Below are 23,699 nucleotides of genomic sequence, written 5' to 3' on the forward strand. Positions count from 1 at the left end.
CAATCAACGCCCACGCTTGTTAATCAAAATTTCATACGCCAAATACAACAAAGGCAGCGACATGATGCCAATAAACAATGCGTTAGCCGCAATCAACATGGGCGTTAAAATCGCCACAAACGCCATGCCGCACACCGCGCCCCCCAAATGGGCGGCATGACCTGTGTTGTCCCATTGGCGTGGTTTGAGCATCATGGTTGCGGAATAGGCAAAATATAAAGTGGCGAAAATCCAAGCGGTTACGGGTATGAAATACAGGTAAATGGTTTGCAAAGGCGCAATGGCAATGGCGGCAAACAACACACCCGATACGCCACCCGATGCGCCAATCGCGGTGTAGCTGGGGCGATTTTTGTAAAGCCACAATGAAAACAGACTGCCTGCCAGCACCGCACCAAAATACAGCAACAAAAACAACCACACACCATAAACATACACAATCACACGCGAGAAAAAATACAGCGTGAACATATTGAAAAACAGGTGCAGCCAATCGGCATGCAAAAAGGCTGATGTGATGAGTCGGCGGTATTGTTTGTTGTAGCGGATTTCGCCAATTTTGAATTGGTAGCGTTGAAAAATCAAGGTGTTGTTCAATCCCCATGCGGTGGTGGCGCAGGTGATGGCGATTAACAAAATGGGGATAAGTTCATTCAAATTATTCATAAATGATTTGAGTTTGGGGTAATAAATTCAAAAATATTTCAGGCTGGCTGAATGTCGCGGCTGGCGTTGGCATGGTGGAGGCGATGTAAATAATCTTGCCAATGGGCGGCGTGGTTTTGCGCCAAATCGCATAAATAATCCCATGAATATAAGCCGCTATCGTGTCCATCGGAAAAGCTGATTTTGAGCGCATAGTTGCCCACCGTGTCTAAATCGGTGATTTTGACGTGGCGTTTGCCTGTTTGCAAAATGGCGTTGCCTGTGCCGTGTCCGCGTACTTGTGCGCTGGGCGAATACACGCGCAAATATTCTGCTGATAATTCAAATGTTTGATTTTCGTAAACCAAAACTAAAATATCGCGTTGGGGTTGTAAGCGGATTTCTTGTGGGGCATTCATGTGGTTTTCTCAAAATAAGAATGGGGATTTTAGCAGAAATGTGTTCAGGCTGCTTTTCGCTGCCCTACAAAAAATAAAAAGGAGGGTGTATTGGGGTTTGCGCTCTGTCGCCGAAGGCAAAAAAACTTTTTTGTAGGGCAGTTTCAGGCTGCCTGAAAGCCCATTTCCAAGGGGCGCAAGCCGACCAAATTGGCGAAACTTTGTTGGCGAACAATTTCACAAAAATCATTGAGATAGATGTGTTTTTCGTCTTCCACGCGCATGGCGGCATACAGTTCGCTGTGCAATTTGTGTTCGGTAATTTGGCGTGCGACAACGTAGTTTTTTTCCAAATAGGGCATGACCGCCCAATAGGGCAATGCCGCCAATCCGCGCCGACTGGCAACCAGTTGCACTATGGCAATGGTGAGTTCGCTGTGGCGGCGTGTGGGGTTGATGCCTTTGGGGAGCAAAATTTTTCTTAATAAATCAAGCATATCATCTGGAACGGGATAGGTTATCAGTGTTTCGTGGGCAAAATCGTTTGCGTCCCAAATGGCTTTGTGGGCAAGGGCGTGGTCGGGGGCGCAAATGCCCACCATTTCATACGAAAAAAGCGGCTGGTAGGCAATGCCTGCTATGGGTTCGGCTTCGGAAACGATTGCCAAATCTGCACGATGCGCCAACAATAAACCCACTGGGTCTGCCTGAAAACCCGATACGATGTCCAATTCCACCTGCTGCCATTTGGGGCGAAACTCGCCCATGGCGGGCATGAGCCATTCAAAACAGGTGTGGCATTCTACTGCCAAGCGCAATTCGCCTGCTTCGCCGCCGATGATTTGCATTAAATCGCGCTCGGCATGGGCAACGCGTGGCAGCAGTTCGTGTGCCAATTTGAGCAGGCGTTCGCCAGCAGGTGTGAATCGCAGGGGCATGGTTTTGCGTTCAAAAAGGGGGGTTTCAAAATGGTTTTCCAATACGCGAATTTGGTGCGATAGGGCGGATTGGGTCAGAAAAACCCGTTGCGCCGCCAGCGACACGCTGCCTGTTTCTGCCAAGGCGACCAAAGTTCGCAAGTGGCGCAATTCAATGATGGATTCCATGGCTTTGTTTCTCAAAATAAAAGTTGGGGTATATTAAAATAATTCATGTTGGCTTTCAATGTTTGTTTCAGGCTGCCTGAAACGGTAAAATGGGCTTTGTGTTGAAAACAAACGAAAAGGAATTGTGATGAACAACATTCTTTTGGCATCAAACAGCCCACGCCGCCGCGAAATTTTGACCCAACTGGGCTACACGGTGTCGGTGCAAGCCGCCGAAATTGACGAAACGCCCTATCCCAACGAAACCGCCCACGATTATGTTTTGCGTATGGCGATAGAAAAAAATCAGGCAGCCCAACAACAATTTCCCCCACAAAATCTGCCCCTAATGAGTGCCGATACCACGGTTGCACTCCACAATCTGATTCTGGGCAAACCCGAATCGCCACAACACGCCCACCAAATGTTGCGCCAACTTTCAGGCAGCACCCATCAAGTTTTGACGGCAGTTTGCGTGTCGTTGGCGGGGCAAATGCGCCATGTGGTGCAAGAAAATCATGTGGTTTTCCGCGATTTGAGCGATGACGAAATCACGCGCTACATCGCCACAGGCGAGCCTTTGGATAAGGCAGGCGCATATGGCATTCAAGGCGTGGGCGGTGTGTTTGTGGCGCACCTTTCAGGCAGCTTTACGGGCGTGATGGGTTTGCCCGTTTGCGAGACCATGGCTTTGTTGCAACAATTAGGCTGGCAAACGCCACCGTTTCAGGCAGCCTGAAAACACGTTTCGCACAACAATTTTTGTCAGCTTGGCGCGAAAATTTGCCGCAATCCGCGTATAATTGCGCTGCATTTTGGCATCAAAAATTGAAAGAGTGAAATCATGAGTGAATTGAAATACAAACGCGTATTATTGAAATTATCGGGCGAATCGCTGATGGGCAGCGACCCATTTGGCATCAACCGCGAAACCATCATGCAAACCGTACGCCAAGTCAAAGAAGTATCCGATTTGGGCGTGGAAGTGGCGATTGTGGTGGGTGGCGGCAACATTTTCCGTGGCGTATCCGCCCAAGCAGGCAGCATGGACAGAGCCACAGCCGACTACATGGGCATGCTCGCCACCGTCATGAACGCCTTGGCATTGAAAGAAGCCTTGGAAAGCATTGGCGCAAAAGCGCGTGTGCAATCGGCATTGAGCATGCAGCAAATTGCCGAAACCTATGCCCGCCCCAAAGCCATTCAATATTTGGAAGAAGGCAAAATCGTGATTTTTGCCGCAGGCACAGGCAATCCCTTTTTCACCACCGACACCGCAGCCGCCTTGCGTGGTGCAGAAATGTGTTGCGATGTGATGCTCAAAGCCACCAATGTGGACGGCATTTACACCGCCGACCCCAAAAAAGACCCATCAGCCACCCGTTATCAAAGCGTAACCTTTGATGAAGCGATTGAAAAAAATCTGAAAGTGATGGACGCAACCGCCTTTACCTTGTGCCGCGAACGCGATATGAACATCGTGGTGTTTGGCATTCAAAAACAAGACGCGCTGAAAAACGTGGTTTTGGGCAAAGACGAAGGCACTTTGGTTCACAATTAAAAAAAGGGGTGGATGCACTCCGCCCCTTTTTCAATTTAGGGTTAATTCATTTAAAAATAGGACAAGTGTAGGGGGCAACAAGTTGCACCACTTTCCTGATAAAACATGGATTTGCCTGCAACAAGTTGCCCCCTACATGGCTGAATACGCAAAAAAAAACCGTTGTTTGATGATTCAACAACGGTTTTTTATTTTGAAACGATTTGAAATTATTTCAATTTGGTTTCTTTGTAAATAACGTGTTTGCGGGCAACGGGGTCAAATTTTTTGATTTCCATTTTGCCAGGCATGGTGCGTTTGTTTTTGGTGGTGGTGTAGAAATGACCTGTACCTGCGGTGGATTCCAATTTGATTTTATCGCGCATGATAACTCCTTAATAAATAAAATGATTAGATTGCTTCGCCATTGGCGCGCAATTCAGCCAAAACCGCGTCAATGCCATTTTTGTCAATGGTACGCAAAGCTGCGTTAGACAGGCGCAAACGCACCCAACGGTTTTCGCTTTCAACCCAAAAACGGCGTGATTGCAAATTTGGCAAAAAACGGCGTTTGGTTTTGTTGTTGGCGTGTGATACATTGTTGCCTGACATCGGGCGTTTACCCGTTACTTTGCAAACTCGTGCCATGATGAATCTCCAAACTTAAATTTAAAAAATTAAAACGTGCTTTATACCACAAAACCCCATATCTGGGCAATTTATTTTGTTTGATTTTGTTGTTTTGTCGCGTATAATCAACGTTGCAGGTAAAACAGACAGTCGCCGCCAATTTTTTTGGGGGAGGAAAGTCCGAGCTACACAGAGCAAAATGCCAGCTAACGGCTGGGCGTGGTAACACGACGGAAAGTGGAACAGAAAGCTAAACCGCCAATGGCTGCCCGAATTTCAGACAGCACAGGTAAGGGTGAAATGGTGCGGTAAGAGCGCACCGCGCAACTGGCAACAGCTTGCGGCAGGCTAAACCCCATTTGTAGCAAGACCAAACAGAACACATTGACGCTGCTCGCCGAGTGTTCGGGTAGGTTGCTGATGAGCGCAGCAGCGATGTTGCGCCTAGATGAATGACTGTCCAACGACAGAACTCGGCTTATCGTTTTGCCTGCATTTTTGTGTTTTTGATGAAATCAGTCGGTTGCCCAAGCCGACTTTTTTCGTTTCAGGCTGCCTGAAATCAGGCAAATCCCAAACAAATCAAGCCCAAAATCGCTGGCACCATTTGCACCAAGGCGGGAACGCGCTTGTCGGCGGCGGTAACGAACAAATACGCGCCTGCCACCGCCATGGTACCCAATGCACACATCATCAAACCCAAGGCAAATCCTTGTCCATAAGGCGAATGTGCGCTCAAACGAAACGCCACACCCAATATGGTAAACACCGCCAATGCCAAATTGTACACGCCCAAATTGTTGAAGGGGGCGCGTAAAAAGGGTTCGTGTTCAGGCTGGGTGTGGAAGGTTTTGCGAAAGGCTTGCGTGCCAAACGCCACCACTTCCAAATAGAAAATGTAGCCATGCACAATCGCCGCCGCCAATGCAAATAAAGTCGCCAACGCCAACAGCATATTCAGTCTTTCAATAAATGGTTGAGTTTATCGGCTTTGGTGTTCAAATAGCCTTCGTTTTCGGGATTTAAGCCGACTTTGAGGGGCATGCGTTCGGCAATATTGATGCCGCAATCGCGCAGGGTTTGGATTTTTTCGGGGTTGTTGGTCAGCAGTTTGATGCTGCTCACGCCCAAATGGTCGTAAATGTGTTTGGCGATGGTGAAATCACGCGCGTCCACAGGCAAACCCAAAGCCAAGTTGGCTTCAACCGTGTCCATGCCTTCGTCTTGCAGGCGATAGGCGCGGATTTTGTTAATCAAACCGATGCCGCGTCCCTCTTGGCGCAAATAAACAATCACGCCGCGTCCTTCGGCTTGTACGGCTTGCATGGCGGCTTGCAGTTGGGGACCGCAATCGCATTTTTGTGAAAACAGGGCATCGCCTGTCAAACATTCGCTGTGTACGCGCGAGAGTACGGGCGCGTTGCCTGAAATGTCGCCCATGACCAAGGCGGTGTGTTCTTGATTGGTGCGCGTGTCCACAAATCCGTGCATTTGGAATACGCCGTATTCGGTGGGCAGGCGGCATGATGTGATGTGTTGAATGGGGTTGTTTGTCATGTTGTTTCTTTCATATTTTGATTTATCATTGTTTTTTAATTCAATCTTGCAAAGCTGCCTGAAAACGCAAACCCGTTTTCTGTTTCAGCTCTTGATAAATGTATTCTTGTAATTGTCGGTCTTGCGCTGTGGCGTGAGTGGGTAAAGGAAAAATACCATACACGGTTATCCCAGAATGAAAACCATAAATCCTATCTTTACGGGATTGGTCGGTGAACTCAATCCGTAAATTTTGCCGCAGTTCATCTAATTTAATTTTAATGGGACTCCACCCCTTTTGACTCAATCGGAGAATAGGCATGATGCGAAAAAACAGAAACAATAAAGTCAAAATCAACGTAAATGTGAGTAAAAATACATACGCATGCCATAAAAATTCACCAATTAAGATAAACAGAACCCCAAGCACAAAATGAACAATCACAATTTCAACAAACAAAACACCAAAGAAAACCCATTTCCAAATGTCATGTTGTAATATGACTGTTTCACATTCAAATGTGCTGTGTTTGCCTTTTAATTGTTGTGCGGCATTTTGTAAACTGACTCGTGTCAATCGGTCAAATTCTTGAATTTCTCGCATGATTGCATTCCTTTTTCAGACAAGCAGTTATGTCAATTTTCATCATCGTTATTGTCTTGATTTTGCGGACACAATTCGCGCACAATCGGCAAAATCGCCAAAATGAAACCCACCCAATCTGCCAACGCATTTTCAGGCAGCATTGCGCTGTGTTCCAAATGCAAAACGCCATAAACGGTGCCATTTTCGCCACAAATGGGCAGGCTGATTTGTGTGTGGGCGCGGCGGTTGTGTTCGCCTTGCAATTCACCCAAATCCAGCCAGTTTACCACATTATCTGCCACGTTTGCCCACCCCGATTGGGCGGTACGACAGGGCAAATGTTGCCACACGGTGTGTGCGTTGAGCGGCAAGGTGTCTTCAATGGGTGCGCCCATTTGCACCAAACGCTGTAATTGCGCTGTTTCAGGCAGCCAACCGTATGCCGCCACCGTTTGCACCGCGTGGCGCGAATACACCGAATCCATTGCCATAAACAATCTTTTCAATAAAATCATTTGTGTGCGCCACGTTTCAGGCAGGGTGGGATACGCAATAATGGCATCGTCAATGTGGGCTTGGGCGTGTTGCAACACGGCTTGCGTGGCGGCAAAGGCGATTGCCACATCATCGGCATTCAGTTTCAGGGCTTGGGTTTGCAAATAATCTTGGATTTGGGATTGTTGGGTCATAGGGATTGTCTTTTTATCATAAAATAAAGTTTTTTTGATGTGCCACCACCTTATCCCCTCTCCCTGTGGGAGAGGGTTAGGGAGAGGGTAAGCCGTTCAGTTTGTGGCACATTTGCCCTCTCCCCAGCCCTCTCCCACAGAGAGAGGGAGCAAAATTGTGGCACGACACCATTTTCAGGCAGTCTGAATGTCATTTTGCACCTGCTGCCACGCTTGCAAAATCAAATCGGCGCGATTGGTTTTGAGCAAATCGGCATCGGAAAGCATTCTGCGCCAGATTTTTGCGCCCTGCAAACCGTGCGTTAAGCCCAAATAATGCCGCGCCATGTGTCGCAAGGTGGTACCTTGATTGAGTTGGATTTGTTGGCTGGCATAGGTGTGAAGTCGCGCAACCAACTCATCAAGGCGGATTTCAGGCAGCGTGTCGCCATAAAACTGCCTGTCCCAATCGCGCATGAGCATGGGGTTGTGATAGGCTTCGCGCCCAACCATTACGCCATCAACGTGTTGTAAATGTTGGGCAATTTCATCGTTGGTTTTGATGCCGCCATTGATGATGATGTTCAAATCGGCAAAATCGCGTTTTAATTGATACACAAAATCGTATTTCAAAGGCGGAATTTCACGGTTTTCCTTGGGCGACAAACCGTCCAGCCACGCATTTCGCGCGTGAACGATAAAGGTGCGACAAGCCGTTTTTTCGCGCAAAGTGCCAACAAAATCGGCAACCACTTGATATTCCGATTGTTTATCAATGCCAATGCGGTGTTTGACCGTGATTTCGCAATCGGGCGCGGCATTTTGCATGGCGTTCAGGCAGCCTGCAACCAAATCCACATCGCCCATCAAACACGCCCCAAACGCCCCCTTTTGCACACGCGGACTGGGACAACCACAATTCAAATTGATTTCATCATAATCAAATTGCGTAGCGATTTTTGCGGCTTTTGCCAAAAGTTCGGGGTCGCTGCCGCCCAGTTGCAAAGCCACAGGGTTTTCACATTCGTGTTTTGCCAAAAAACGTTGCGGGTCGCCATGCACAACTGCGCCCGCGTGTATCATTTCGGTGTAGAGCCAAGTGTGGCGCGTGATTTGTCGTGCCATGTGGCGATAATGTCGGTCTGTCCAATCCAACATCGGTGCGATGGATAAGGTGCGCGGAAAAAGGGTTTTGCTCATTTCATCAATGCCAACAAAAAACGCTTATTATAGGCGGAAAAATGCGTTTGACTATTTTCAAAATACCAATTTTGGGCGAAAATACGCATATTTATTCCCACACACACCCACAAACCAAAATCAACCCTTAATTTGCACCATTACGGTATTTTATTTTAAACCACAGGGCGAGTTGATAACACCATATTGTCCACCATGAAAATAAAAAAACCGTTGCACCGCCAAGCACAGGCGGCGTTTCAACCACAAAGGAATTTTGATGAATTTACAACAACTGGTTGATGGACTACTCACACTAGAAGGCGCAATCGCTGCCGCTATTGTGGATTTTGAAAGCGGTATGCTGCTTGCCTATGGCAACAAACAAAGTCATTTTGATTTAGAAGTGATTGCCGCTCGCGGCAGCGATGTGATTCGTGCCAAAATCAAAACCATCAAAATGTTAAAAATGGACGATGACATTCACGATATGCTCATCACCTTAAATACCCAATATCATTTGATGTGTCCTTGCAAAAGCCGCGAAAACATGTTTTTGTATTTGGCTTTGGACAGAAAACAAGCCAATTTATCACTCAGCCGCCGCGCTGTGTTTAATGCAGAAAAACAAATTGTGTAAACGCTTTTTCAGACAGCCCAAATTGAAAATACTCGGTTTTGAATGCGAAACCGAGTATTTTTTGTTTTCAGGCTGACGACAAATTTTGATGTTGCCGCGTACCTGCTCCCTAACCCTCCCCCGCCAGACGGGGGAGGGGACAGATGACAGGCAGCCAAACCATTTTTGTCGCATATTGTCAGGCTGAAACCTTTGCAAAACTCGGTTCGTAGGGGCAGATTTCATATCTGCCCCGTTTGGGCTTGTAGAAATTTTCATTTTTATCAATAAATTGAAAAAGGGGCGAATATGAAATTCGCCCCTACGTCAGTTTTAAAGTGGATTTTGCAAAGGTTTCAGGCTGCCTGAAACACGAATTTTAATAAGAATAACTTGCAATCGCAATTCAATCCCATTATCATTGACAAATCCATGCAAACCAATAAATGAATTTTATGAAGGAGCCAGTCATGTTTGTGTGCATTTGCAATGCGATTACCGACCATCAAATCAAAGAAACGGTGGCAGCAGGGGCGCATTCTTTAAGCGATTTGAAAAATCAATTAGGGGTCGCCACTTGCTGTGGTTGCTGTGCGGAATTGGCAACTTCGTTTTTGAATGCACATCATATTGGGCAAAGCAATCTGGTTTCGCCCATGCCAACAGAACATTAACAGACCCAAAAAAGGCTGCCTGAATCGTTTTCAGGCAGCCTTTTTGTGATTTTTTGGGGATTAAACGCGATTATCGGCTTCAATTTTGCCCAACAATGCGTCAAATTCGCCAATGTGCGCTTGCAAAAGATAGGGGCGCAACAAACTCAATGTGCGATAAATGCCGCGTGATTTGGAGTTTTCGTCAAACTGCCCTTTGTTCATGGAATTGTCAAAATCAAACCAGTATTTGGTAATCATCCACATATTGATTGCCAAGTCTTGTTTGCCGATTTCGTCAATTTGAATCAGTTGGGATTCTTGCAATTTGGTCAGCAGTTTAACCAACAATGGGGCAATTTGCACATGGGTAAATTCATTGTGTTCGCCCAAAAATGCGGCACTGCGATTGAGCAGCGTGTTCACATCGCTGAACAAAAAGCGATAATCCCACATGATTGCCAACACGCCGTTCATGTAGTCCACGCAACCGACCACGTTTTCAGGCAGGGGGGTGTTGCTCAAATAGTCCAACATCGCGCCACTGTAACGTTTGAACAACTGCATGATGATTTCATCTTTGTTGGCAAAGTGGTAATACAAATTACCTGGGCTAATGCTCAAATGGGCAGCAATGTGATTGGTGCTGGTGGCGCGTTCGCCGTTTTCGTTAAACAATTTTAAACTGGCGTCAATAATGCGCTGGTAGGTGCTGTTTTTACTGGCATTCATGCTTCATTTTCCTAAATATGATGAGATGTGTTAATGTGGCATTTTACTCTAAAAACAACTGAAAAATAAACCCATGCCAACTTGAATTTACATTTTTCAGGCTGCCTGAAAGTGGCGCAACCCCATTTGCCCAACCATGAAATCGCCATGATGGTTTAAGGCGCATGAAAATATTTTTAGATTAAGCTGCCTATTATTTTGTAGAATAGCCAGTATTTTCATTTTTAAATTGAATTGAAATGAATCACGACAAAGCAAGCGCAGGCATTTTCATCATGCTATTTCAGGCAGCCTGAAAATGATGGCTTAATGATTTGGCATATTGAAATTGTGTGGGTGCAAGCACCCACCCTACCTTGCTACATCATCAGTTCAGGTTTGGTCTTGAAAGATGGGGAAACCATTGGATTTAGTGCAGAGCAGAAATGGCAAATTAGCCACTCAAAAAGCGTGTATGCACCAAGTGAGTTTTCATTAAAGATTGATATTCAATAAAATCTTTTTAGGCTAAGCGGTCTATTGTTCTGTACAATAGATCGTTTTAAATTTCTGAAAGGGTTATCATGCCAAATAATGTTTATGTTGGTTCAATGTCTTTTGAGTATGTCAATATTTATTCTATAGGCATTGATTTTGGTAATTTTTTTAACTACCGTGAATATCATAATAATTCTTCTTTACTAGAAAGAAATCCAAACAATCCCGAAATTCTATCAAAAGATAGAAAATTATTGGGAATAATTGTTGATATTCAGAATACATTTAGGAGTTTTAATAAGTTAAGTGTATTGCCAGATAAATTATGGATTGAAAGGGATAATATATCCAATTAAAAACAAAATCACTACAAATATCGGTCAAATAAAATTTCAATATCAGAAATCATGTATTTGCGCCGCGTATTTTTGGCATAAGCCCAGTATTGTTCAATAGGATTCAAATCAGGACTGTATGCAGGTCAATACAGCAGCTTATGCCCACTTTGTGCCACCAATTGACGAATCTCTTCACCGACATGAAAGCGAGCATTATCCATAATCAACACACTCTTTTTATTCAATTTTGGTATTAAATCTTCTTTTAACCATTGAATAAAAACCGCACGATTAATCGTATGATGAAACAAAGCAACTGTAAACAAACGCCCATTTAACAATGCACCTATTGCATTGGTTTGTTTACGTATTTGCCAATCGTAAGTCGCATAACAACGCCGCCCAATCAGGGCATAGCCTTTTGTGTGCAAAACCACTTTCATCAATATAAACCATTTGATAGCCCATTTTTTTGTAAAAACGCAATTTTAAATGGTACTGATTTCGCTGTTCTGGTTCTTGTTTTGGGTGTTGGCACGTCTTTTTTTAACTGAAATTTTGAGCTGTTTGAGTGCGTAACAAATTGCACTTGCGGTAACACCCAAACGCTTGGCACGTTCGTATTGGAAGGCATCAGGGTAGTTTTCAACATCTTTTAATAATGCTTCATGATTAACTTTTAATGGTTTGAATTGACGTTTTTTTCTTTCAATCCCATTTCGTTTCCATTGGTTAATGGTATGTGTACTGATGCCATAAAATGCGGAGGCTTGACGTATCGTCATGCCGCTTGCAACGCTTTTTAGGATTTGTTTACGTAAGTCTTGGGAGTAAGCCATGATAAATTTAATATTGTAGTGATTTTAGTTTTGGTTGGCTATAGAAATGAGTATCTTACCATAAATAGTAATGAGAATTTATTTAAAGTAAAGGGTGGTGGAATAATTTTAAGAAAATCTTGTGCTAACGTTTTACAAAAATTTAATTTAGGTCAGACGACTTTGACACCATTACGAATTTATGAATATGAAACTGGAGAATTGTGGTCTGATGAGGTTTTTTATTTTTTAAATTTATGCGAACATAGGCAATATGTAAAATATCCACAATCTAATGAAGATTTTATTTATATTCAAGGAGCAAAAAGATATTCCACTAATGGTGTTCCTATACAACCAAACACACTTGAAGTAAATCAATCTGTATTGAATTGTGATATTGATTTATGGCATGACCCTATGTTAGGAGGTTCAATTTTTATGTCTGATAAACTATATTATGCTTTAAATGATGGTAATATGATTTATCAATGGAATATGCAGCCTTGCAAAGTTATTTAATCATTATAGCAAGCGTAGGTCGGCTCTCCGAGCCGACCTACTGATAAAACACATACCCTAATTTTGGATGGGTTTAACCACCCAATTTCTCCGCGCCACCCAAATACGGACGCAATGCCACAGGAATGTTGATTGAACCATCGGCATTTTGGTGGTTTTCCAACACCGCCACCAAAGCGCGCCCCACCGCCAAACCTGAACCGTTCAAAGTATGCACCAAACGGTTTTTGCCATTTTCATCTTTAAAACGGGCTTTCATGCGGCGTGCTTGGAAATCTTCGCAATTTGAACAGCTTGAAATTTCACGATAGGTGTTTTGTGCTGGCACCCACACTTCCAAATCGTAGGTTTTGGTTGCGCCAAAGCCCATGTCGCCCGTACACAACACAATCACGCGATAGGGCAATTCCAGTAATTGCAAGATTTTTTCTGCGTGTCCCACCATTTCTTCCAGCGCGTCATACGATTTGTCGGGGTGGACGATTTGTACCATTTCCACTTTGTCAAATTGGTGCTGGCGAATCAAACCGCGTGTGTCTTTGCCATGTGAACCTGCTTCGCTGCGGAAACAGGGCGAATGGGCGGTCAATTTAATCGGCAAATCGCTTTCAGGCAGCACGCGCTCGCGCACGGTGTTGGTGAGTGTAACCTCGGCGGTGGGAATTAAATATTGCGTCAATTTGGATTCATCGCCGCCGCGCGTAACGTGGAACAAATCTTCGCCAAATTTGGGCAACTGACCCGTGCCAATCAGCGTGGAATCGCTCACAATATAGGGGGTGTAGCATTCGGTGTAGCCGTGTTGCGTGGTGTGCGTGTCCAGCATAAACTGCGCCAAAGCGCGATGCAAACGCGCAATTTGCCCTTTCATCAATGAAAAACGTGCGCCCGATAATTGTGCGGCTGTTTCAAAATCCAAACCCAAAGCCGCGCCCAAATCCACATGGTCTTTTACAGCAAAATCAAAGGTTTTGGGTGTACCGATTTTGCGGATTTCCACATTTTCGGTTTCGTCTGCGCCCACAGGCACGCTTTCGTGTGGCAAATTGGGTACGCTCAACAGCAAATCGTCCAAAGCTGCCTGAATGTTGGGCAGGGTTTGGTTGAGTTGTTCTTGTTGCTTTTTGATTTCAGCCACTTGGGTTTTGGCGGTTTCGGCTTCATCGCGTTTGCCTTGTTTCATCAATTCGCCAATTTGTTTTGATAAAACATTAACTTGGGCTTGTAATTCTTCGCTTTGCACTTGCAGTTGTTTGCGTTGTGCCTCCAATTCATTGAATTGATGGGTATCCAACGCAAAACCGCGACCTGCCAAACGTGCCGCCACTGCGTGAACATCATTGCGTAATAATTGAACGTCCAACATTTTGTTTTCCTAAAAATCATCAAAAACGCTTATTTTAAACGAAAAACACGCTTTCAGGCTGCCTTTCATTACCCTATAAAAATAAGGCAGACGTGTATTGGAGATTGCGCTCTGTCGCCGCGCGGGCGACTTACTTTTTGAAAAAGTAAGCCAAACAACTCAAATCCAAATAGAAACTTTACTTTTATTTCAGTCACTTTCTTTTTCAGGCTGCCTGAAATGTTTTTTGAAACACAAACCGTTCAGCTTTCATGTATTTGGCTTACTTTTTTAAAAAGTAAGTCGCCGAAGGCAAAATTCATGTTTTGTAGGGTAGCGAAAGCCTGCCTGAAACGCTTTAACAGGCGTAACGCATCATGTTTAAATCGTCAAATTTCACGTCTGCGCGGTCGTGGTCTATCAAATCGGCAACGATTTTGGCTGAACCCAAACTCATCGTCCAACCCAAAGTGCCATGTCCTGTGTTGGTAAACAGATTGTCCAAGCGCGTGCGCCCCACGATGGGGGTGCTGTCGGGGGTAACGGGACGCAAGCCGCTCCAATATTCGGCTTGGGCAATGTCGCCTGCGTGGGGGAATAATTGTTGGGCAACCATGGATAAGGTTTCACGATGCACAGGTGGGCGTTGCAATTCGTATCCCGACAATTCTGCCATGCCGCCCACGCGAATGCGCTGGTTGAAACGGGTCAATGCCACTTTGTAGCGTTCGTCCAACACGGTGGATTGGGGGGCATTGTCGGCATTGTGAATGGGAATGGTCAGCGAATAGCCTTTAATCGGATAAATGGGCAAATCCAAACCCAATTTTTGCAAGATGGGGCGGCTGAAACTGCCCAATGCACACAAAAACACATCGGCAGTTAAATCGCCTGCGCTGGTGCGTACCGCATTGACGCGGCTGCCTGAAAGCTGAAAATCGTGAATGGCACAATTAAATTGAAATTGTACGCCGCGTTCTTGGCACAATTTCGCCAATTTTTGTGTGAATATGCGACAATCGCCCGTGCGGTCGTTGGGCAATTCAAATCCGCCTGCAATTTCGTGTTTGATGTGCGCCAAAGCAGGTTCAAATTGCAACACGCCATCGGCATCAAGTGTTTGATATGGCACGTTAAATGAATCCAACACGCCCATGCTTTTTTGGTGCAAATCAAACAAATTTTTATCGCGGAACAAATGCAAAGTGCCGCCCGAGCGTTGTTCATAATCCAATTTTTCGGTGGCATCCAATTCGGCAAACAGGGCGCAACTGTATTCTGAAATCCGCATCATGCGCGATTGGTTACGCGCATAGGCTGCGGCGGTGCAGTTGGCGGTCATTTGCGCCAGCCATTTGAGTTGAAACAGGCTGCCATCGGGTTTGATTAACAAAGGTGAATGTGCTTTTCCCAACCATTTCAATGCTTTGAGTGGAATACTGGGTGCTGCCCACGGTGTTGTGTAGCCAAAAGACAGTTGTCCTGCGTTGGCATAGCTGGTTTCATCTGCCACACCTGCTTGGCGGTCTATGACGGTAACATCGTGTCCTGCGCGATTGAGATAATATGCGCTGGCAACGCCCGCAACGCCCGCACCCAAGATGATGATTTTCATGGTATTTTTCCTTGTAATCATTTGTTGCAAAATGAATTGTTGGCAATCATAACCAAATTTGCCCCAAAAACCAAATTTATGCGATAAAAAACCTTTCAGGCTGCCTTAAAATAACGCGAGTTCGGGATAAAAGTGATTGATAAATTTAAGTCACTTTGCTCCCTCTCCCTGTGGGAGAGGGCTGGGGAGAAGGTATGTTGCTCAACAAGCCCTCTCTCCAACGCTTTCCCATAGGGAGAGAGGGCAGGTTTGTTGGCAAATTGGCAGTTACTTATCCCGAGTTCACGTTAAAATAAAGAATCTGTGTTTGTCAGGCATTGAACAGCAGCCTGAACCCCATTTTTGAAAGACCATCATGTATTTACTGACCGAACTGGTGCGACTGCTGGAACAACGCGGACACATCTTCCCCAACGACCCACACGCCGCCACCGAAAGCCTGCGCCATATCCAAGGCGACACGCTGCACAAACTCCACCAACGCGCCCAAATCATCGACCGCGACCACCATTTGCGGCACACGCTCCAAAATCATCAACAGCGTTTGCATTGGCTGTTGCGGATTGCGCTGTTGATTTGGTTTGTGTTTGGTTTTACCAGCACTTACGGTTTGATGAAACACACACAATTGAATTTTTTCCTGATTTTGCTTGGCGTGCTGGGCATGAATAGCGTGATGTTGCTGTTGTGGCTGTTTAGCCTGCTGTGGCGCAAACCGCGTAAACCGCCCTTTTTGCCCATGCTGTTTCCGCGTCAAAACAATGGCGTGGGGCAAGCCTTGGCGCAACTTTATGCCGAACAAGCCACGCAAAAACGCCATTTGTGGCGCAAAAATGCCTATGCTCATCAACTGGCTTTGTCGGCTTTGGGCGGTATGTTTACGGCAGCCCTGTTTTTGCTTACCGTGCGCCAATACAGTTTCAACTGGGAAAGCACCTTGTTGAACAGCCAGCATTTTCTCAACAGCGTCAATGCCTTGTCGTGGCTGCCTGAAAAAATCGGTTTTGCCACCCCCCATGCCGATGCGGTTGCGGCAGGACGCAACAGCCACGACACCACCCATGCCGCCAGTTGGGGCAGTTTGTTGTTGGGCAGCATTGTGTGTTACGGCATATTGCCGCGTTTGTTGGCGTGGGGATTTTGCGCTTGGCAATGCCAACGCCATCGCATTGAATTGAATGTGCAACAACCTTATTATCAAAACATCATACAAAAATGGCAGCGCACCATCACCGACAGCGACCATGATTATCAACCCGACCCAATCGCTGCGCCCATTGTGCTTGCCGCGCCACCCAGCAGCCACAGCGCGTATTGGGCGGTGCTGCTGGACGCGCCACACGACAATCCCGATTGGTACAAACACCTGCTTGGACAAGATTGGCGCGATTGTGGCGTGATTGCCAGCCGCGAAGAAATCGCCAATCTGCTGCAACAACTGCAACAACAACCCACCCAATTACTCATTGGCGTACGCGCCCACCGTGCGCCCGACCGTGGTCAAATCCGCACTTTGGGCAAATTGGCAAGCCACGCGCAACACGGTATTGTGGTCAAACTGTTGCCGCCACACGATGCCGCTTTGTTGGCACAATGGCACGATATTTTGCGCCAAAACGCATGGGCGTGGGTGGCGTGAATGGGGGAAAGGGTTTTCAGGCAGCCTTACAGTACAGAACGAAACTTTTAGGCTGAAACTTTTGCAAAACTCGGTTCGCAAGGGCAGATTTCATATTTGCCCTGTTTAGACTTGCAGAAATTTTTATTTTTGGGACACCATGTAGGGTGCAACTTGTTGCACCAAATCCATGTTTTATCAGGAAAATGGTGCAACAAGTTGCACCCTACACTCGTCCTATTTTTACATAAATTGAAAAGAGGCGGATATGAAATCCGCCTCTACATCAGTTTAAAAGAAGGTTTTGCAAAGGTTTCAGGCTACTTGTAACTTGTCCCATCGCACGCTGGCGGGGCAGCACGTTGGGTTTCTAACCCCCACCCCAGCCCTCCCCCTTACATAGGGGGAGGGGGTAAATTGGGTGGTAACACCACAAATTGTCATGTACGGTAAGGCAGCCTGAAACGCCCAAAACAAAGGGGCGGATATGAAATCCGCCCCCAATATCGCATTAAATTTGCTCTTCCAACCAAACATTGCCGTCTTGCGCCAACAAATCTTGTGCGGCTTTGGGTCCCCAGCTTGACGCGGCATAGGTGTGTGGTGCAATGGGCGAATTTGCCCAATTTTCCAAAATCGGCATCACCCATTCCCATGCTTTTTCCAGCTCATCGCGGCGATTAAACAGGCTCAAACGCCCATCTATCACTTCACGCAACAGCAATTCATAGGCTTCGGCACGGCGTTCGTTGGACGTTTTGCCCATGTCCAACACCATTTCGGCTGCCTGAACGTTTAAGCCATTGCCCACTTGTTTCACAAACATTTTGGCAGAAACCGTCTCATCAGGCTGCAAAGAAATGACCAAACGATTGGCGTGATTGCCAAACAAGCCATTTTCTTGTTCTTTGAAATTCAACACAATTTCTGCCGAACGCGCCGCCAAGCGTTTGCCCGTACGCAAATAAAACGGCACGCCCTGCCAGCGTGGTGTGTCAATTTCGGCGCGAATGGCAACATAGGTTTCGGTGCGGCTGTTGGCAGGCACATTGTTTTCTTGCAAATAGCCTTTTTGCGATTCGTGGGCAACATATTGGGCGCGAACCACATTTTTATCCACATCAGCCGAAGTCATCGGTTTTAAGGCTGCCACGACTTTCAATTTTTCATCGCGCACATCGTCTGCGCTCAAAGATTTGGGCTGCTCCATTGCCACAAAACACAGCATTTGTATGATGTGATTTTGCACCATATCGCGCAATGCGCCTGTGATGTCGTAAAATTCGCCGCGCTCTTCCACGCCCAATTGTTCGGCAATGGTAATTTGCACCGATTTGACAAAATCCTTGTTCCAAATCGGCTCAAAAAACACATTGCCAAAACGCAAAGGCAACACATTTTGCAAACTTTCTTTGCCTAAATAATGGTCTATGCGATAAATTTGTTCTTCTTTAAAATATTGTGCCACATCGGCATTGATTTGCTGGGAAGAAGGCAAATCCGTACCCAAAGGTTTTTCCAGCACAATGCGAACGTTGTCGGCATTCAAGCCCACCTCTGCCAAATTTTTGCAGGCAGGCGCAAAAAACTTGGGCGCGGTGGACAAATAAATGATGACATTATCGGTTTGGCTGCGCGATTGCACCGTTTGGCGCAAGGTTTGAAAATGTTCGGGCGTGTTCACATCAACAGTAAGATATTGAATGCGTTGAATAAAACTTTGCCACAATTCATCGGTAAAATGCTGTTTGATGTGGATTTTGCTGTCTTTTTCCACTTTGGCGAGAAAATCGCTGGTGTTCAGTTGGCTGCGCGATACGCCCAAAATGCGCCCCTGTGGGTGCAACAAACCCGCCGCGTGCGCTTGATACAAACAAGGCAACAATTTGCGCATTGCCAAATCGCCTGTTGCGCCAAAAATAACCATGTCAAAATTGTTGAGCTTTTGAGCCATTTTTTTCCTTTCGGATTGGGAAATTGAAAATTCAGCCACATTGTGATGATTGTGCTTTTCAGGCTGCCTTTCAGTACACGATAATTTTTGATGTTACCACTCATCTACCCCCTCCACCTATGCAAGGGGGAGGGCTGGGGTGGGGGTTAGAACCCAACGAGCCACCCCCACCCTAACCCTCCCCCGCCAGCAGGGGAGGGGACAGATTTCAGGCAGCCCAAAAATTTTGATTTTGGTTGTGTACTGTTCAGGCTGCCTGAAAACGGATTATCCCCATTTTCAGGCAGCCTGAACAGTATTTTGCAGACTTTTTGCGATTACACACACTTTCATGCCCAAATTGTGTGCCATTGTTAGAGTAAGTTGTTTTCAGGCAGCCTGAAACACGCTAAAATTTACATCCTTTTTCACTCTGGGTTAAACTCAAATCATGTCATCTTCCACATCTCAATCTTTTTTGGAACGTTATTTCAAACTTTCCGAACACGGTACCAGCGTGCGTACTGAAATCATAGCGGGTTTTACCACCTTTTTAACCATGTGTTACATCACGATTGTCAATCCAGCCATTTTGTCGCAAACGGGCATGGATTTTGGCGCGGTGTTTGTGGCAACCTGCATATCATCAGCCATAGGTTGTTTTATTATGGGGGCGTTTGCCAATTATCCGATTGCGCTTGCCCCTGGTATGGGTTTAAACGCCTATTTCACATTCAGCGTGGTAAAAGGCATGGGTGTGAATTGGCAAGTGGCACTGGCGGCGGTGTTTGTGTCGGGTGTGATTTTCATTTTATTCAGTTGTTTTAAAATACGCGAAATGTTGGTCAATGCCTTGCCCAAAAGCCTGAAAATGGCGATTGCAGCAGGCATTGGCTTATTTTTGGCATTGATTGCGCTCAAAAGTTCGGGCATCATCATCGCCAGCGATGCCACCTTATTGAAAATGAACGACCTGTATGTGATTCAAGACGGCGTAAAATCCCCCAATTTGCCAGTGATTTTGGCATTATTGGGTTTTATTTTGACCGTTACTTTGGATTATTTTCATGTACGCGGCGCATTGGTCATCAGCATTTTGACGATTACAGGCTTGGCAGCCGCATTTGGGCTAACCGAAATCAAAGGCGTGGTATCGGCAGTGCCATCAATCGCCCCCACATTCGGACAAATGGATTTCAACGGCTTGTTCAACAGCAGCATGATTGCCGTGATTTTCGTGTTTTTCTTGGTGGATTTGTTTGACAGCACAGGTTCACTGGTTGGCGCAGTACACCGCGCAGGTTTGCTGGACAAAGACGGCAAAATCCCCCGACTCAAACGCACCCTGTTTGCCGACAGCACCGCCATCATTGCAGGCGCAACTTTGGGTACATCATCGGTAACGCCCTATGTGGAAAGCGCGTCTGGCGTGGCAGCAGGCGGTCGCACAGGTTTAACCGCCATTACCGTGGGGGTGTTGATGTTGTTGTGTTTGTGGTTTTCGCCTTTGGCGCAAGCCGTGCCAGCGTTTGCCACCGCCCCTGCCCTGCTCTACATTGGCGTGCAAATGATGAAATCCGCTTTGGAAATTGACTGGGAAGACATGACCGAAGCCGCTCCTGCCTTTTTGACCATTGCCTTTATGCCTTTTACCTATTCCATTGCCGATGGCATTGCTTTGGGTTTCATCAGCTATGCTTTGATTAAGCTGTTTACCAAACGCCACAAAGATGTACCCAGCATGGTGTGGCTGGTGGCGGTGTGCTGGTTGGTGAAATTTTGGTTTTTGGGGGTGTGATGCGGTTTCAGGCAGCCTTACAGTACACGACAAAAATCTTTCAGGCTGCCTGCAACCTGTCCCCTCCCCTGCTGGCGGGGGAGGGTTAGGGTGGGGGTGGCTCGTTGCGTTTCTAACCCCCACCCCAGCCCTCCCCCTTACATAGGGGGAGGGGGCAGGTTTTTGGTGTCGTGTACGGAAAGGCAGCCTGAAACCTTGACTCATTTTATTAAGATTGATGTAGGGGCGGATTTCATATCCGCCCTTTTTTCAATTTACTGATAACGCGATTTCGGGATAAAAGTGATTGATAAATTTAAGTCACTTTGCTCCCTCTCCCTGTGGGAGAGGGCTGGGGAGAGGGTATGCTGCTCAACAAGCCCTCTCTCCAACTCTCTCCCATAGGGAGAGAGGGCAGGTTTGTTGGCAAATTGACAGTTACTTATCCCGAGTTCACGTTATTGATAAAAATAAAAATTTCTGCAATTCTAAACAGGACAGATGTGAAATTTGCCCCTATGAACTGAGTTTTGCAAAGGTTTCAGGCTGCCTGAATTTACGACAAATGCGTCTGCAACATCAAACGATGCACCGCAGGCGGCACATAGCGGCTGACCACCTGTTGCCAGCCGTCCACCCCAATCAAACCCTTAACCATGGTAGAAGAAATTTCGGTGATTTCACGCGGCGGCATCAAAAAAACCGTTTGAATATTCGGCTGCAAATCGGCATTGATGTGGCGAATGGCACGTTCATATTCATAATCGGAATTGGAACGAATGCCGCGCACAATAAAACGGGCTTGCACACTGTTGGCATAATTGACCAAAAATTGATTTTCAAAAGAAGCCACGCGCACATTGGGATAAGGCGCAATCATCGCTTGCAACATTTGTTTGCGTTGCGCCACGGTGTAGGTACTCTTCTTTTCAGGATTGATGCCAATGGCAACAATCAATTCATCAAACAGATTTTGCGCCTCGGCAATCATCCACAAATGCCCATTGGTGGGCGGGTCAAAGCTGCCTGCATACACAGCACGGCGCAGGGGAATGGGGGTCATGGGTGTTCCGTTTTGTTTTCAAAGCAAAAGCTGCCTGAAAATGGGCAGCTTTTTCATTTTTTCAATTATTTTTCTGAATTTAATTCAGCAATTTGTTTTTCAAGTTCTTTAATGCGTTTGTGCATTTCGTTCAAATTTTTGATGTGAACCGCGTTTCGCGCCCATTCTTTGTAGGGCAACATGGGGAAAATGCTGGCAATGTGCTGACCGCTTTCATTGACGCTGTGCGTGATGTTGGTGCCGCCACCAATGTGGGTTTTGTCGGCAATTTCAATGTGTCCCACCGTGCCAACGCCACCGCCAATCACGCAATAGCTGCCAATTTTGGTGCTGCCTGAAATGCCCGTCATTGCCGCAATCACGGTGTGTTCGCCCACTTGGCAGTTGTGCGCCAATTGGATTAAATTGTCAATTTTCGTGCCTTTGCCCACCACCGTGTCGGACATTGCGCCACGGTCTATGGTGGTGTTTGCGCCCACTTCCACGTCATCGCCCAAATGCACTGCGCCCGTTTGTGGGATTTTGAACCAATCTTTGCCCGTGAACGCCAAACCAAAACCGTCTGCGCCAATCACGCTGCCTGAATGGATTTCCACACGTTTGCCCAATTTGCAGCCGTGGTAAATGGTTACATTGGGGTGCAACACCGTTTCATCGCCCAAAACACAATCGTGTTCCACCACCGTGTTTGCCAAAATGCGGCAACGCTCGCCCAACACCGCATTGGCACCAATGTAAACGTGTGCGCCAATTTCACAGCTTGCAGGAACGGTTGCACTCGGCTCAATCACGGCGGTGGGGTGTACGCCCGCCTTTGCCGCCACAATCGGATAAAACAGCCGCGCCACTTGCGCAAAATACAAATAAGGGTCAGCCACCACAATCAAATTGCGTTGTGGAAACAAATCGGCATTTTTTTCGGCAACAATGATTGCGCCTGCTGCGCTGTCGTGCACATCTTGCTTGTATTTGGGGTTTGCCAAAAATGTGATTTCATGGCTTTGCGCTTTGGCGGCTGGCGCAACGGCGCGAATGGCAACATCATCGCCACGCCATTGTCCACCCAATTTTTCAACGATTTGCGATAGGGTAAACATATTGATTTTCCAGATGATTTTACATTCAATTCATTCAAAAATAGAACAGGTGTAGGACACAAACTTGTTGCGCCCCACATGGTGTCCCATTTTATTTTTGTCGCATACCGTAGGGGCTAATGACAATTTGGGCGCGAAGTTGGTTTTTCAGGCAAACACCGCTTCGCTGTCAAATTCAAGGAAAAAATGCGAGTCAATGCCACCCATTGGCGAGTATTTTTGACGCAGAAGTTGGCGATTTTGATGAAAAAACAATCGCGAAACGAATTGTCATTAGCCCCTAAGGCAGCCTGAATCTCATTTTTGGCTGTCCAGCAACTGAATCACGCGGTCGGTGATGTCGTATTGCAAATTCACAAACACCGCTTCTTGCACAATCAAATCGTATTTTTCCTGTTGCGCCAAATTTTCAATCACTTCATTGGCGCGGTTTTGCAGCGCGGCAAATTCTTCCGAACGGCGGAAATTGTATTCTTCCAAATAACGATTCAACGCCAAACGGTGTTCATACATCGCCTCTTGAAGTTTACGTTCCGTTTCAATGGCTTGCTGACCTTTCAATTTGCCCGAAGACAAAGTTTGTTGCAACTGCACCACTTTGGCTTGCAAATCAGACAACTGCTTTTGCTGCTTGGCAAATTCTTTTTTTAAAGTCAATTCAATGCCTTGTGCAGTTTTGGATTGGCTGTACAGGCGTTCGGCATGAACATAACCAAATTTCATGTTTTCGGCAAACGCGGTGGCGTTCAGGCTGCCTGAAACGGCAAACACAATCGCCGATTGACGCAATAATTTGTGAAAATTAAACATAAGTCATGTCCCTTT

General features: G+C 46.3%; 28 protein-coding genes and 1 other RNA gene. 10 read left to right on the forward strand and 19 right to left on the reverse strand.

All coding sequences use genetic code 11. From position 1 onward, the window contains the following. Window positions 1-3: 3 nt before the first annotated feature. The 3 genes from H3L97_RS03555 to H3L97_RS03565 form a co-directional block, all read right to left on the reverse strand. Window positions 4-666 carry a rhomboid family intramembrane serine protease gene (locus H3L97_RS03555; protein ID WP_097115229.1) on the reverse strand — a complete coding sequence of 221 codons (663 nt, stop codon included), beginning with the start codon at window positions 664-666 and terminating at the stop codon, window positions 4-6. A 38-nt stretch (window positions 667-704) separates the two neighbouring features. Next, the gene (locus H3L97_RS03560) at window positions 705-1,064 is read right to left on the reverse strand and encodes a gamma-butyrobetaine hydroxylase family protein (protein WP_097115228.1); all 360 of its coding nucleotides are present in this window, start codon (window positions 1,062-1,064) and stop codon (window positions 705-707) included. A 143-nt stretch (window positions 1,065-1,207) separates the two neighbouring features. Then, window positions 1,208-2,149 (reverse strand): LysR family transcriptional regulator, encoded by a 942-nt coding sequence (locus H3L97_RS03565; protein WP_097115227.1) that lies wholly within the window; start codon window positions 2,147-2,149, stop codon window positions 1,208-1,210. Between the two features lie 127 nt (window positions 2,150-2,276). Here H3L97_RS03565 and H3L97_RS03570 point away from each other — a divergent pair, with 127 nt between their 5' ends. Beyond that, window positions 2,277-2,867 (forward strand): Maf family protein, encoded by a 591-nt coding sequence (locus H3L97_RS03570; RefSeq protein WP_097115226.1) that lies wholly within the window; start codon window positions 2,277-2,279, stop codon window positions 2,865-2,867. Between the two features lie 105 nt (window positions 2,868-2,972). Beyond that, the gene (gene pyrH, locus H3L97_RS03575; protein WP_179655912.1) at window positions 2,973-3,689 is read left to right on the forward strand and encodes a UMP kinase; all 717 of its coding nucleotides are present in this window, start codon (window positions 2,973-2,975) and stop codon (window positions 3,687-3,689) included. A 209-nt stretch (window positions 3,690-3,898) separates the two neighbouring features. Here pyrH and rpmG read toward each other — a convergent pair whose 3' ends face one another. Then, entirely contained in the window at window positions 3,899-4,054 is a 156-nt protein-coding gene (gene rpmG, locus H3L97_RS03580; protein ID WP_097115224.1) for a 50S ribosomal protein L33, read from the reverse strand. Between the two features lie 25 nt (window positions 4,055-4,079). Next, a complete protein-coding gene (gene rpmB / locus H3L97_RS03585; protein WP_097115223.1) occupies window positions 4,080-4,316 on the reverse strand; it encodes a 50S ribosomal protein L28 in 237 nt (78 codons plus the stop codon). Between the two features lie 116 nt (window positions 4,317-4,432). Here rpmB and rnpB point away from each other — a divergent pair. After that, window positions 4,433-4,795, forward strand: an RNA gene (gene rnpB, locus H3L97_RS03590) — RNase P RNA component class A. 65 nt (window positions 4,796-4,860) lie between these two features. Here rnpB and H3L97_RS03595 read toward each other — a convergent pair. The 5 genes from H3L97_RS03595 to dusA form a co-directional block, all read right to left on the reverse strand. After that, complete coding sequence (locus H3L97_RS03595) at window positions 4,861-5,253, reverse strand: DUF1304 domain-containing protein (RefSeq protein ID WP_097115222.1); 393 nt, start codon at window positions 5,251-5,253, stop codon at window positions 4,861-4,863. A 2-nt stretch (window positions 5,254-5,255) separates the two neighbouring features. Continuing rightward, entirely contained in the window at window positions 5,256-5,855 is a 600-nt protein-coding gene (ribA, locus tag H3L97_RS03600; protein ID WP_097115221.1) for a GTP cyclohydrolase II, read from the reverse strand. A gap of 40 nt (window positions 5,856-5,895) precedes the next feature. After that, the gene (locus H3L97_RS03605; RefSeq protein ID WP_097115220.1) at window positions 5,896-6,438 is read right to left on the reverse strand and encodes a hypothetical protein; all 543 of its coding nucleotides are present in this window, start codon (window positions 6,436-6,438) and stop codon (window positions 5,896-5,898) included. A 32-nt stretch (window positions 6,439-6,470) separates the two neighbouring features. Beyond that, on the reverse strand, window positions 6,471-7,109 hold the full coding sequence (locus tag H3L97_RS03610; protein WP_097115219.1) for a hypothetical protein: 639 nt from the start codon (window positions 7,107-7,109) through the stop codon (window positions 6,471-6,473). 174 nt (window positions 7,110-7,283) lie between these two features. Further along, window positions 7,284-8,288 carry a tRNA dihydrouridine(20/20a) synthase DusA gene (gene dusA / locus H3L97_RS03615; RefSeq protein ID WP_097115218.1) on the reverse strand — a complete coding sequence of 335 codons (1,005 nt, stop codon included), beginning with the start codon at window positions 8,286-8,288 and terminating at the stop codon, window positions 7,284-7,286. 259 nt (window positions 8,289-8,547) lie between these two features. Between dusA and H3L97_RS03620 the strand changes: the two genes are divergently transcribed. Both H3L97_RS03620 and H3L97_RS03625 read left to right on the forward strand, forming a co-directional pair. Then, entirely contained in the window at window positions 8,548-8,907 is a 360-nt protein-coding gene (locus H3L97_RS03620) for a hypothetical protein (protein WP_097115217.1), read from the forward strand. A 449-nt stretch (window positions 8,908-9,356) separates the two neighbouring features. Then, complete coding sequence (locus H3L97_RS03625) at window positions 9,357-9,560, forward strand: bacterioferritin-associated ferredoxin (RefSeq protein ID WP_097115216.1); 204 nt, start codon at window positions 9,357-9,359, stop codon at window positions 9,558-9,560. A gap of 60 nt (window positions 9,561-9,620) precedes the next feature. Here the strand turns inward: H3L97_RS03625 and H3L97_RS03630 are convergent, their stop codons facing one another. Next, the gene (locus tag H3L97_RS03630) at window positions 9,621-10,271 is read right to left on the reverse strand and encodes a TetR/AcrR family transcriptional regulator (RefSeq protein ID WP_097115215.1); all 651 of its coding nucleotides are present in this window, start codon (window positions 10,269-10,271) and stop codon (window positions 9,621-9,623) included. Window positions 10,272-10,580: 309 nt separating this feature from the next. Between H3L97_RS03630 and H3L97_RS03635 the strand changes: the two genes are divergently transcribed. Both H3L97_RS03635 and H3L97_RS03640 read left to right on the forward strand, forming a co-directional pair. Next, entirely contained in the window at window positions 10,581-10,766 is a 186-nt protein-coding gene (locus H3L97_RS03635) for a DUF4261 domain-containing protein (RefSeq protein ID WP_097115214.1), read from the forward strand. Between the two features lie 68 nt (window positions 10,767-10,834). Next, window positions 10,835-11,104 (forward strand): hypothetical protein, encoded by a 270-nt coding sequence (locus H3L97_RS03640; protein WP_097115213.1) that lies wholly within the window; start codon window positions 10,835-10,837, stop codon window positions 11,102-11,104. A 125-nt stretch (window positions 11,105-11,229) separates the two neighbouring features. Here the strand turns inward: H3L97_RS03640 and H3L97_RS03645 are convergent, their stop codons facing one another. Beyond that, window positions 11,230-11,529 carry a transposase gene (locus H3L97_RS03645; protein WP_182073093.1) on the reverse strand — a complete coding sequence of 100 codons (300 nt, stop codon included), beginning with the start codon at window positions 11,527-11,529 and terminating at the stop codon, window positions 11,230-11,232. A 45-nt stretch (window positions 11,530-11,574) separates the two neighbouring features. Next, window positions 11,575-11,925: an IS630 transposase-related protein gene (locus H3L97_RS03650; RefSeq protein ID WP_182073092.1), complete on the reverse strand. Its 351-nt coding sequence runs from the start codon at window positions 11,923-11,925 to the stop codon at window positions 11,575-11,577. Between H3L97_RS03650 and H3L97_RS03655 the strand changes: the two genes are divergently transcribed. Next, the gene (locus tag H3L97_RS03655) at window positions 11,911-12,426 is read left to right on the forward strand and encodes a hypothetical protein (RefSeq protein WP_097115139.1); all 516 of its coding nucleotides are present in this window, start codon (window positions 11,911-11,913) and stop codon (window positions 12,424-12,426) included. The genes H3L97_RS03650 and H3L97_RS03655 overlap by 15 nt on opposite strands. 73 nt (window positions 12,427-12,499) lie before the next feature. On the opposite strand, the gene serS is transcribed toward H3L97_RS03655, so the two are convergent. Then, complete coding sequence (gene serS, locus H3L97_RS03660; RefSeq protein ID WP_097115140.1) at window positions 12,500-13,792, reverse strand: serine--tRNA ligase; 1,293 nt, start codon at window positions 13,790-13,792, stop codon at window positions 12,500-12,502. Between the two features lie 337 nt (window positions 13,793-14,129). Further along, window positions 14,130-15,386 carry a D-amino acid dehydrogenase gene (locus H3L97_RS03665; protein WP_097115141.1) on the reverse strand — a complete coding sequence of 419 codons (1,257 nt, stop codon included), beginning with the start codon at window positions 15,384-15,386 and terminating at the stop codon, window positions 14,130-14,132. 355 nt (window positions 15,387-15,741) lie between these two features. Between H3L97_RS03665 and H3L97_RS03670 the strand changes: the two genes are divergently transcribed. Next, window positions 15,742-17,025: a DUF2868 domain-containing protein gene (locus tag H3L97_RS03670; protein WP_097115142.1), complete on the forward strand. Its 1,284-nt coding sequence runs from the start codon at window positions 15,742-15,744 to the stop codon at window positions 17,023-17,025. 490 nt (window positions 17,026-17,515) lie between these two features. On the opposite strand, the gene zwf is transcribed toward H3L97_RS03670, so the two are convergent. Next, entirely contained in the window at window positions 17,516-18,958 is a 1,443-nt protein-coding gene (gene zwf, locus H3L97_RS03675; RefSeq protein WP_097115143.1) for a glucose-6-phosphate dehydrogenase, read from the reverse strand. 430 nt (window positions 18,959-19,388) lie between these two features. Between zwf and H3L97_RS03680 the strand changes: the two genes are divergently transcribed. Further along, window positions 19,389-20,735: an NCS2 family permease gene (locus H3L97_RS03680; protein WP_097115144.1), complete on the forward strand. Its 1,347-nt coding sequence runs from the start codon at window positions 19,389-19,391 to the stop codon at window positions 20,733-20,735. 535 nt (window positions 20,736-21,270) lie between these two features. On the opposite strand, the gene coaD is transcribed toward H3L97_RS03680, so the two are convergent. The 3 genes from coaD to H3L97_RS03695 all read right to left on the reverse strand — a co-directional run bounded on the left by coaD (window position 21,271) and on the right by H3L97_RS03695 (window position 23,684). Continuing rightward, a complete protein-coding gene (coaD, locus tag H3L97_RS03685; RefSeq protein ID WP_097115146.1) occupies window positions 21,271-21,777 on the reverse strand; it encodes a pantetheine-phosphate adenylyltransferase in 507 nt (168 codons plus the stop codon). A gap of 65 nt (window positions 21,778-21,842) precedes the next feature. Continuing rightward, window positions 21,843-22,874: a UDP-3-O-(3-hydroxymyristoyl)glucosamine N-acyltransferase gene (gene lpxD, locus H3L97_RS03690; protein ID WP_097115147.1), complete on the reverse strand. Its 1,032-nt coding sequence runs from the start codon at window positions 22,872-22,874 to the stop codon at window positions 21,843-21,845. Between the two features lie 297 nt (window positions 22,875-23,171). Then, window positions 23,172-23,684 carry an OmpH/Skp family outer membrane protein gene (locus H3L97_RS03695; RefSeq protein WP_097115148.1) on the reverse strand — a complete coding sequence of 171 codons (513 nt, stop codon included), beginning with the start codon at window positions 23,682-23,684 and terminating at the stop codon, window positions 23,172-23,174. Window positions 23,685-23,699 lie beyond the last annotated feature (15 nt).

The organism is Alysiella filiformis, from assembly GCF_014054525.1.
GTDB classification, from domain to species: domain Bacteria; phylum Pseudomonadota; class Gammaproteobacteria; order Burkholderiales; family Neisseriaceae; genus Simonsiella; species Simonsiella filiformis.

Coding starts and splice junctions, on each gene's coding strand:
- H3L97_RS03555 (WP_097115229.1), bottom strand. CDS start 666: ATGAATAATTTGAATGAACTTATCCCCATTTTGTTAATCGCCATCACC.
- H3L97_RS03560 (WP_097115228.1), bottom strand. CDS start 1,064: ATGAATGCCCCACAAGAAATCCGCTTACAACCCCAACGCGATATTTTA.
- H3L97_RS03565 (WP_097115227.1), bottom strand. CDS start 2,149: ATGGAATCCATCATTGAATTGCGCCACTTGCGAACTTTGGTCGCCTTG.
- H3L97_RS03570 (WP_097115226.1), top strand. CDS start 2,277: ATGAACAACATTCTTTTGGCATCAAACAGCCCACGCCGCCGCGAAATT.
- pyrH (WP_179655912.1), top strand. CDS start 2,973: ATGAGTGAATTGAAATACAAACGCGTATTATTGAAATTATCGGGCGAA.
- rpmG (WP_097115224.1), bottom strand. CDS start 4,054: ATGCGCGATAAAATCAAATTGGAATCCACCGCAGGTACAGGTCATTTC.
- rpmB (WP_097115223.1), bottom strand. CDS start 4,316: ATGGCACGAGTTTGCAAAGTAACGGGTAAACGCCCGATGTCAGGCAAC.
- H3L97_RS03595 (WP_097115222.1), bottom strand. CDS start 5,253: ATGCTGTTGGCGTTGGCGACTTTATTTGCATTGGCGGCGGCGATTGTG.
- ribA (WP_097115221.1), bottom strand. CDS start 5,855: ATGACAAACAACCCCATTCAACACATCACATCATGCCGCCTGCCCACC.
- H3L97_RS03605 (WP_097115220.1), bottom strand. CDS start 6,438: ATGCGAGAAATTCAAGAATTTGACCGATTGACACGAGTCAGTTTACAA.
- H3L97_RS03610 (WP_097115219.1), bottom strand. CDS start 7,109: ATGACCCAACAATCCCAAATCCAAGATTATTTGCAAACCCAAGCCCTG.
- dusA (WP_097115218.1), bottom strand. CDS start 8,288: ATGAGCAAAACCCTTTTTCCGCGCACCTTATCCATCGCACCGATGTTG.
- H3L97_RS03620 (WP_097115217.1), top strand. CDS start 8,548: ATGAATTTACAACAACTGGTTGATGGACTACTCACACTAGAAGGCGCA.
- H3L97_RS03625 (WP_097115216.1), top strand. CDS start 9,357: ATGTTTGTGTGCATTTGCAATGCGATTACCGACCATCAAATCAAAGAA.
- H3L97_RS03630 (WP_097115215.1), bottom strand. CDS start 10,271: ATGAATGCCAGTAAAAACAGCACCTACCAGCGCATTATTGACGCCAGT.
- H3L97_RS03635 (WP_097115214.1), top strand. CDS start 10,581: ATGATTTGGCATATTGAAATTGTGTGGGTGCAAGCACCCACCCTACCT.
- H3L97_RS03640 (WP_097115213.1), top strand. CDS start 10,835: ATGCCAAATAATGTTTATGTTGGTTCAATGTCTTTTGAGTATGTCAAT.
- H3L97_RS03645 (WP_182073093.1), bottom strand. CDS start 11,529: ATGAAAGTGGTTTTGCACACAAAAGGCTATGCCCTGATTGGGCGGCGT.
- H3L97_RS03650 (WP_182073092.1), bottom strand. CDS start 11,925: ATGGCTTACTCCCAAGACTTACGTAAACAAATCCTAAAAAGCGTTGCA.
- serS (WP_097115140.1), bottom strand. CDS start 13,792: ATGTTGGACGTTCAATTATTACGCAATGATGTTCACGCAGTGGCGGCA.
- H3L97_RS03665 (WP_097115141.1), bottom strand. CDS start 15,386: ATGAAAATCATCATCTTGGGTGCGGGCGTTGCGGGCGTTGCCAGCGCA.
- H3L97_RS03670 (WP_097115142.1), top strand. CDS start 15,742: ATGTATTTACTGACCGAACTGGTGCGACTGCTGGAACAACGCGGACAC.
- zwf (WP_097115143.1), bottom strand. CDS start 18,958: ATGGCTCAAAAGCTCAACAATTTTGACATGGTTATTTTTGGCGCAACA.
- H3L97_RS03680 (WP_097115144.1), top strand. CDS start 19,389: ATGTCATCTTCCACATCTCAATCTTTTTTGGAACGTTATTTCAAACTT.
- coaD (WP_097115146.1), bottom strand. CDS start 21,777: ATGACCCCCATTCCCCTGCGCCGTGCTGTGTATGCAGGCAGCTTTGAC.
- lpxD (WP_097115147.1), bottom strand. CDS start 22,874: ATGTTTACCCTATCGCAAATCGTTGAAAAATTGGGTGGACAATGGCGT.
- H3L97_RS03695 (WP_097115148.1), bottom strand. CDS start 23,684: ATGTTTAATTTTCACAAATTATTGCGTCAATCGGCGATTGTGTTTGCC.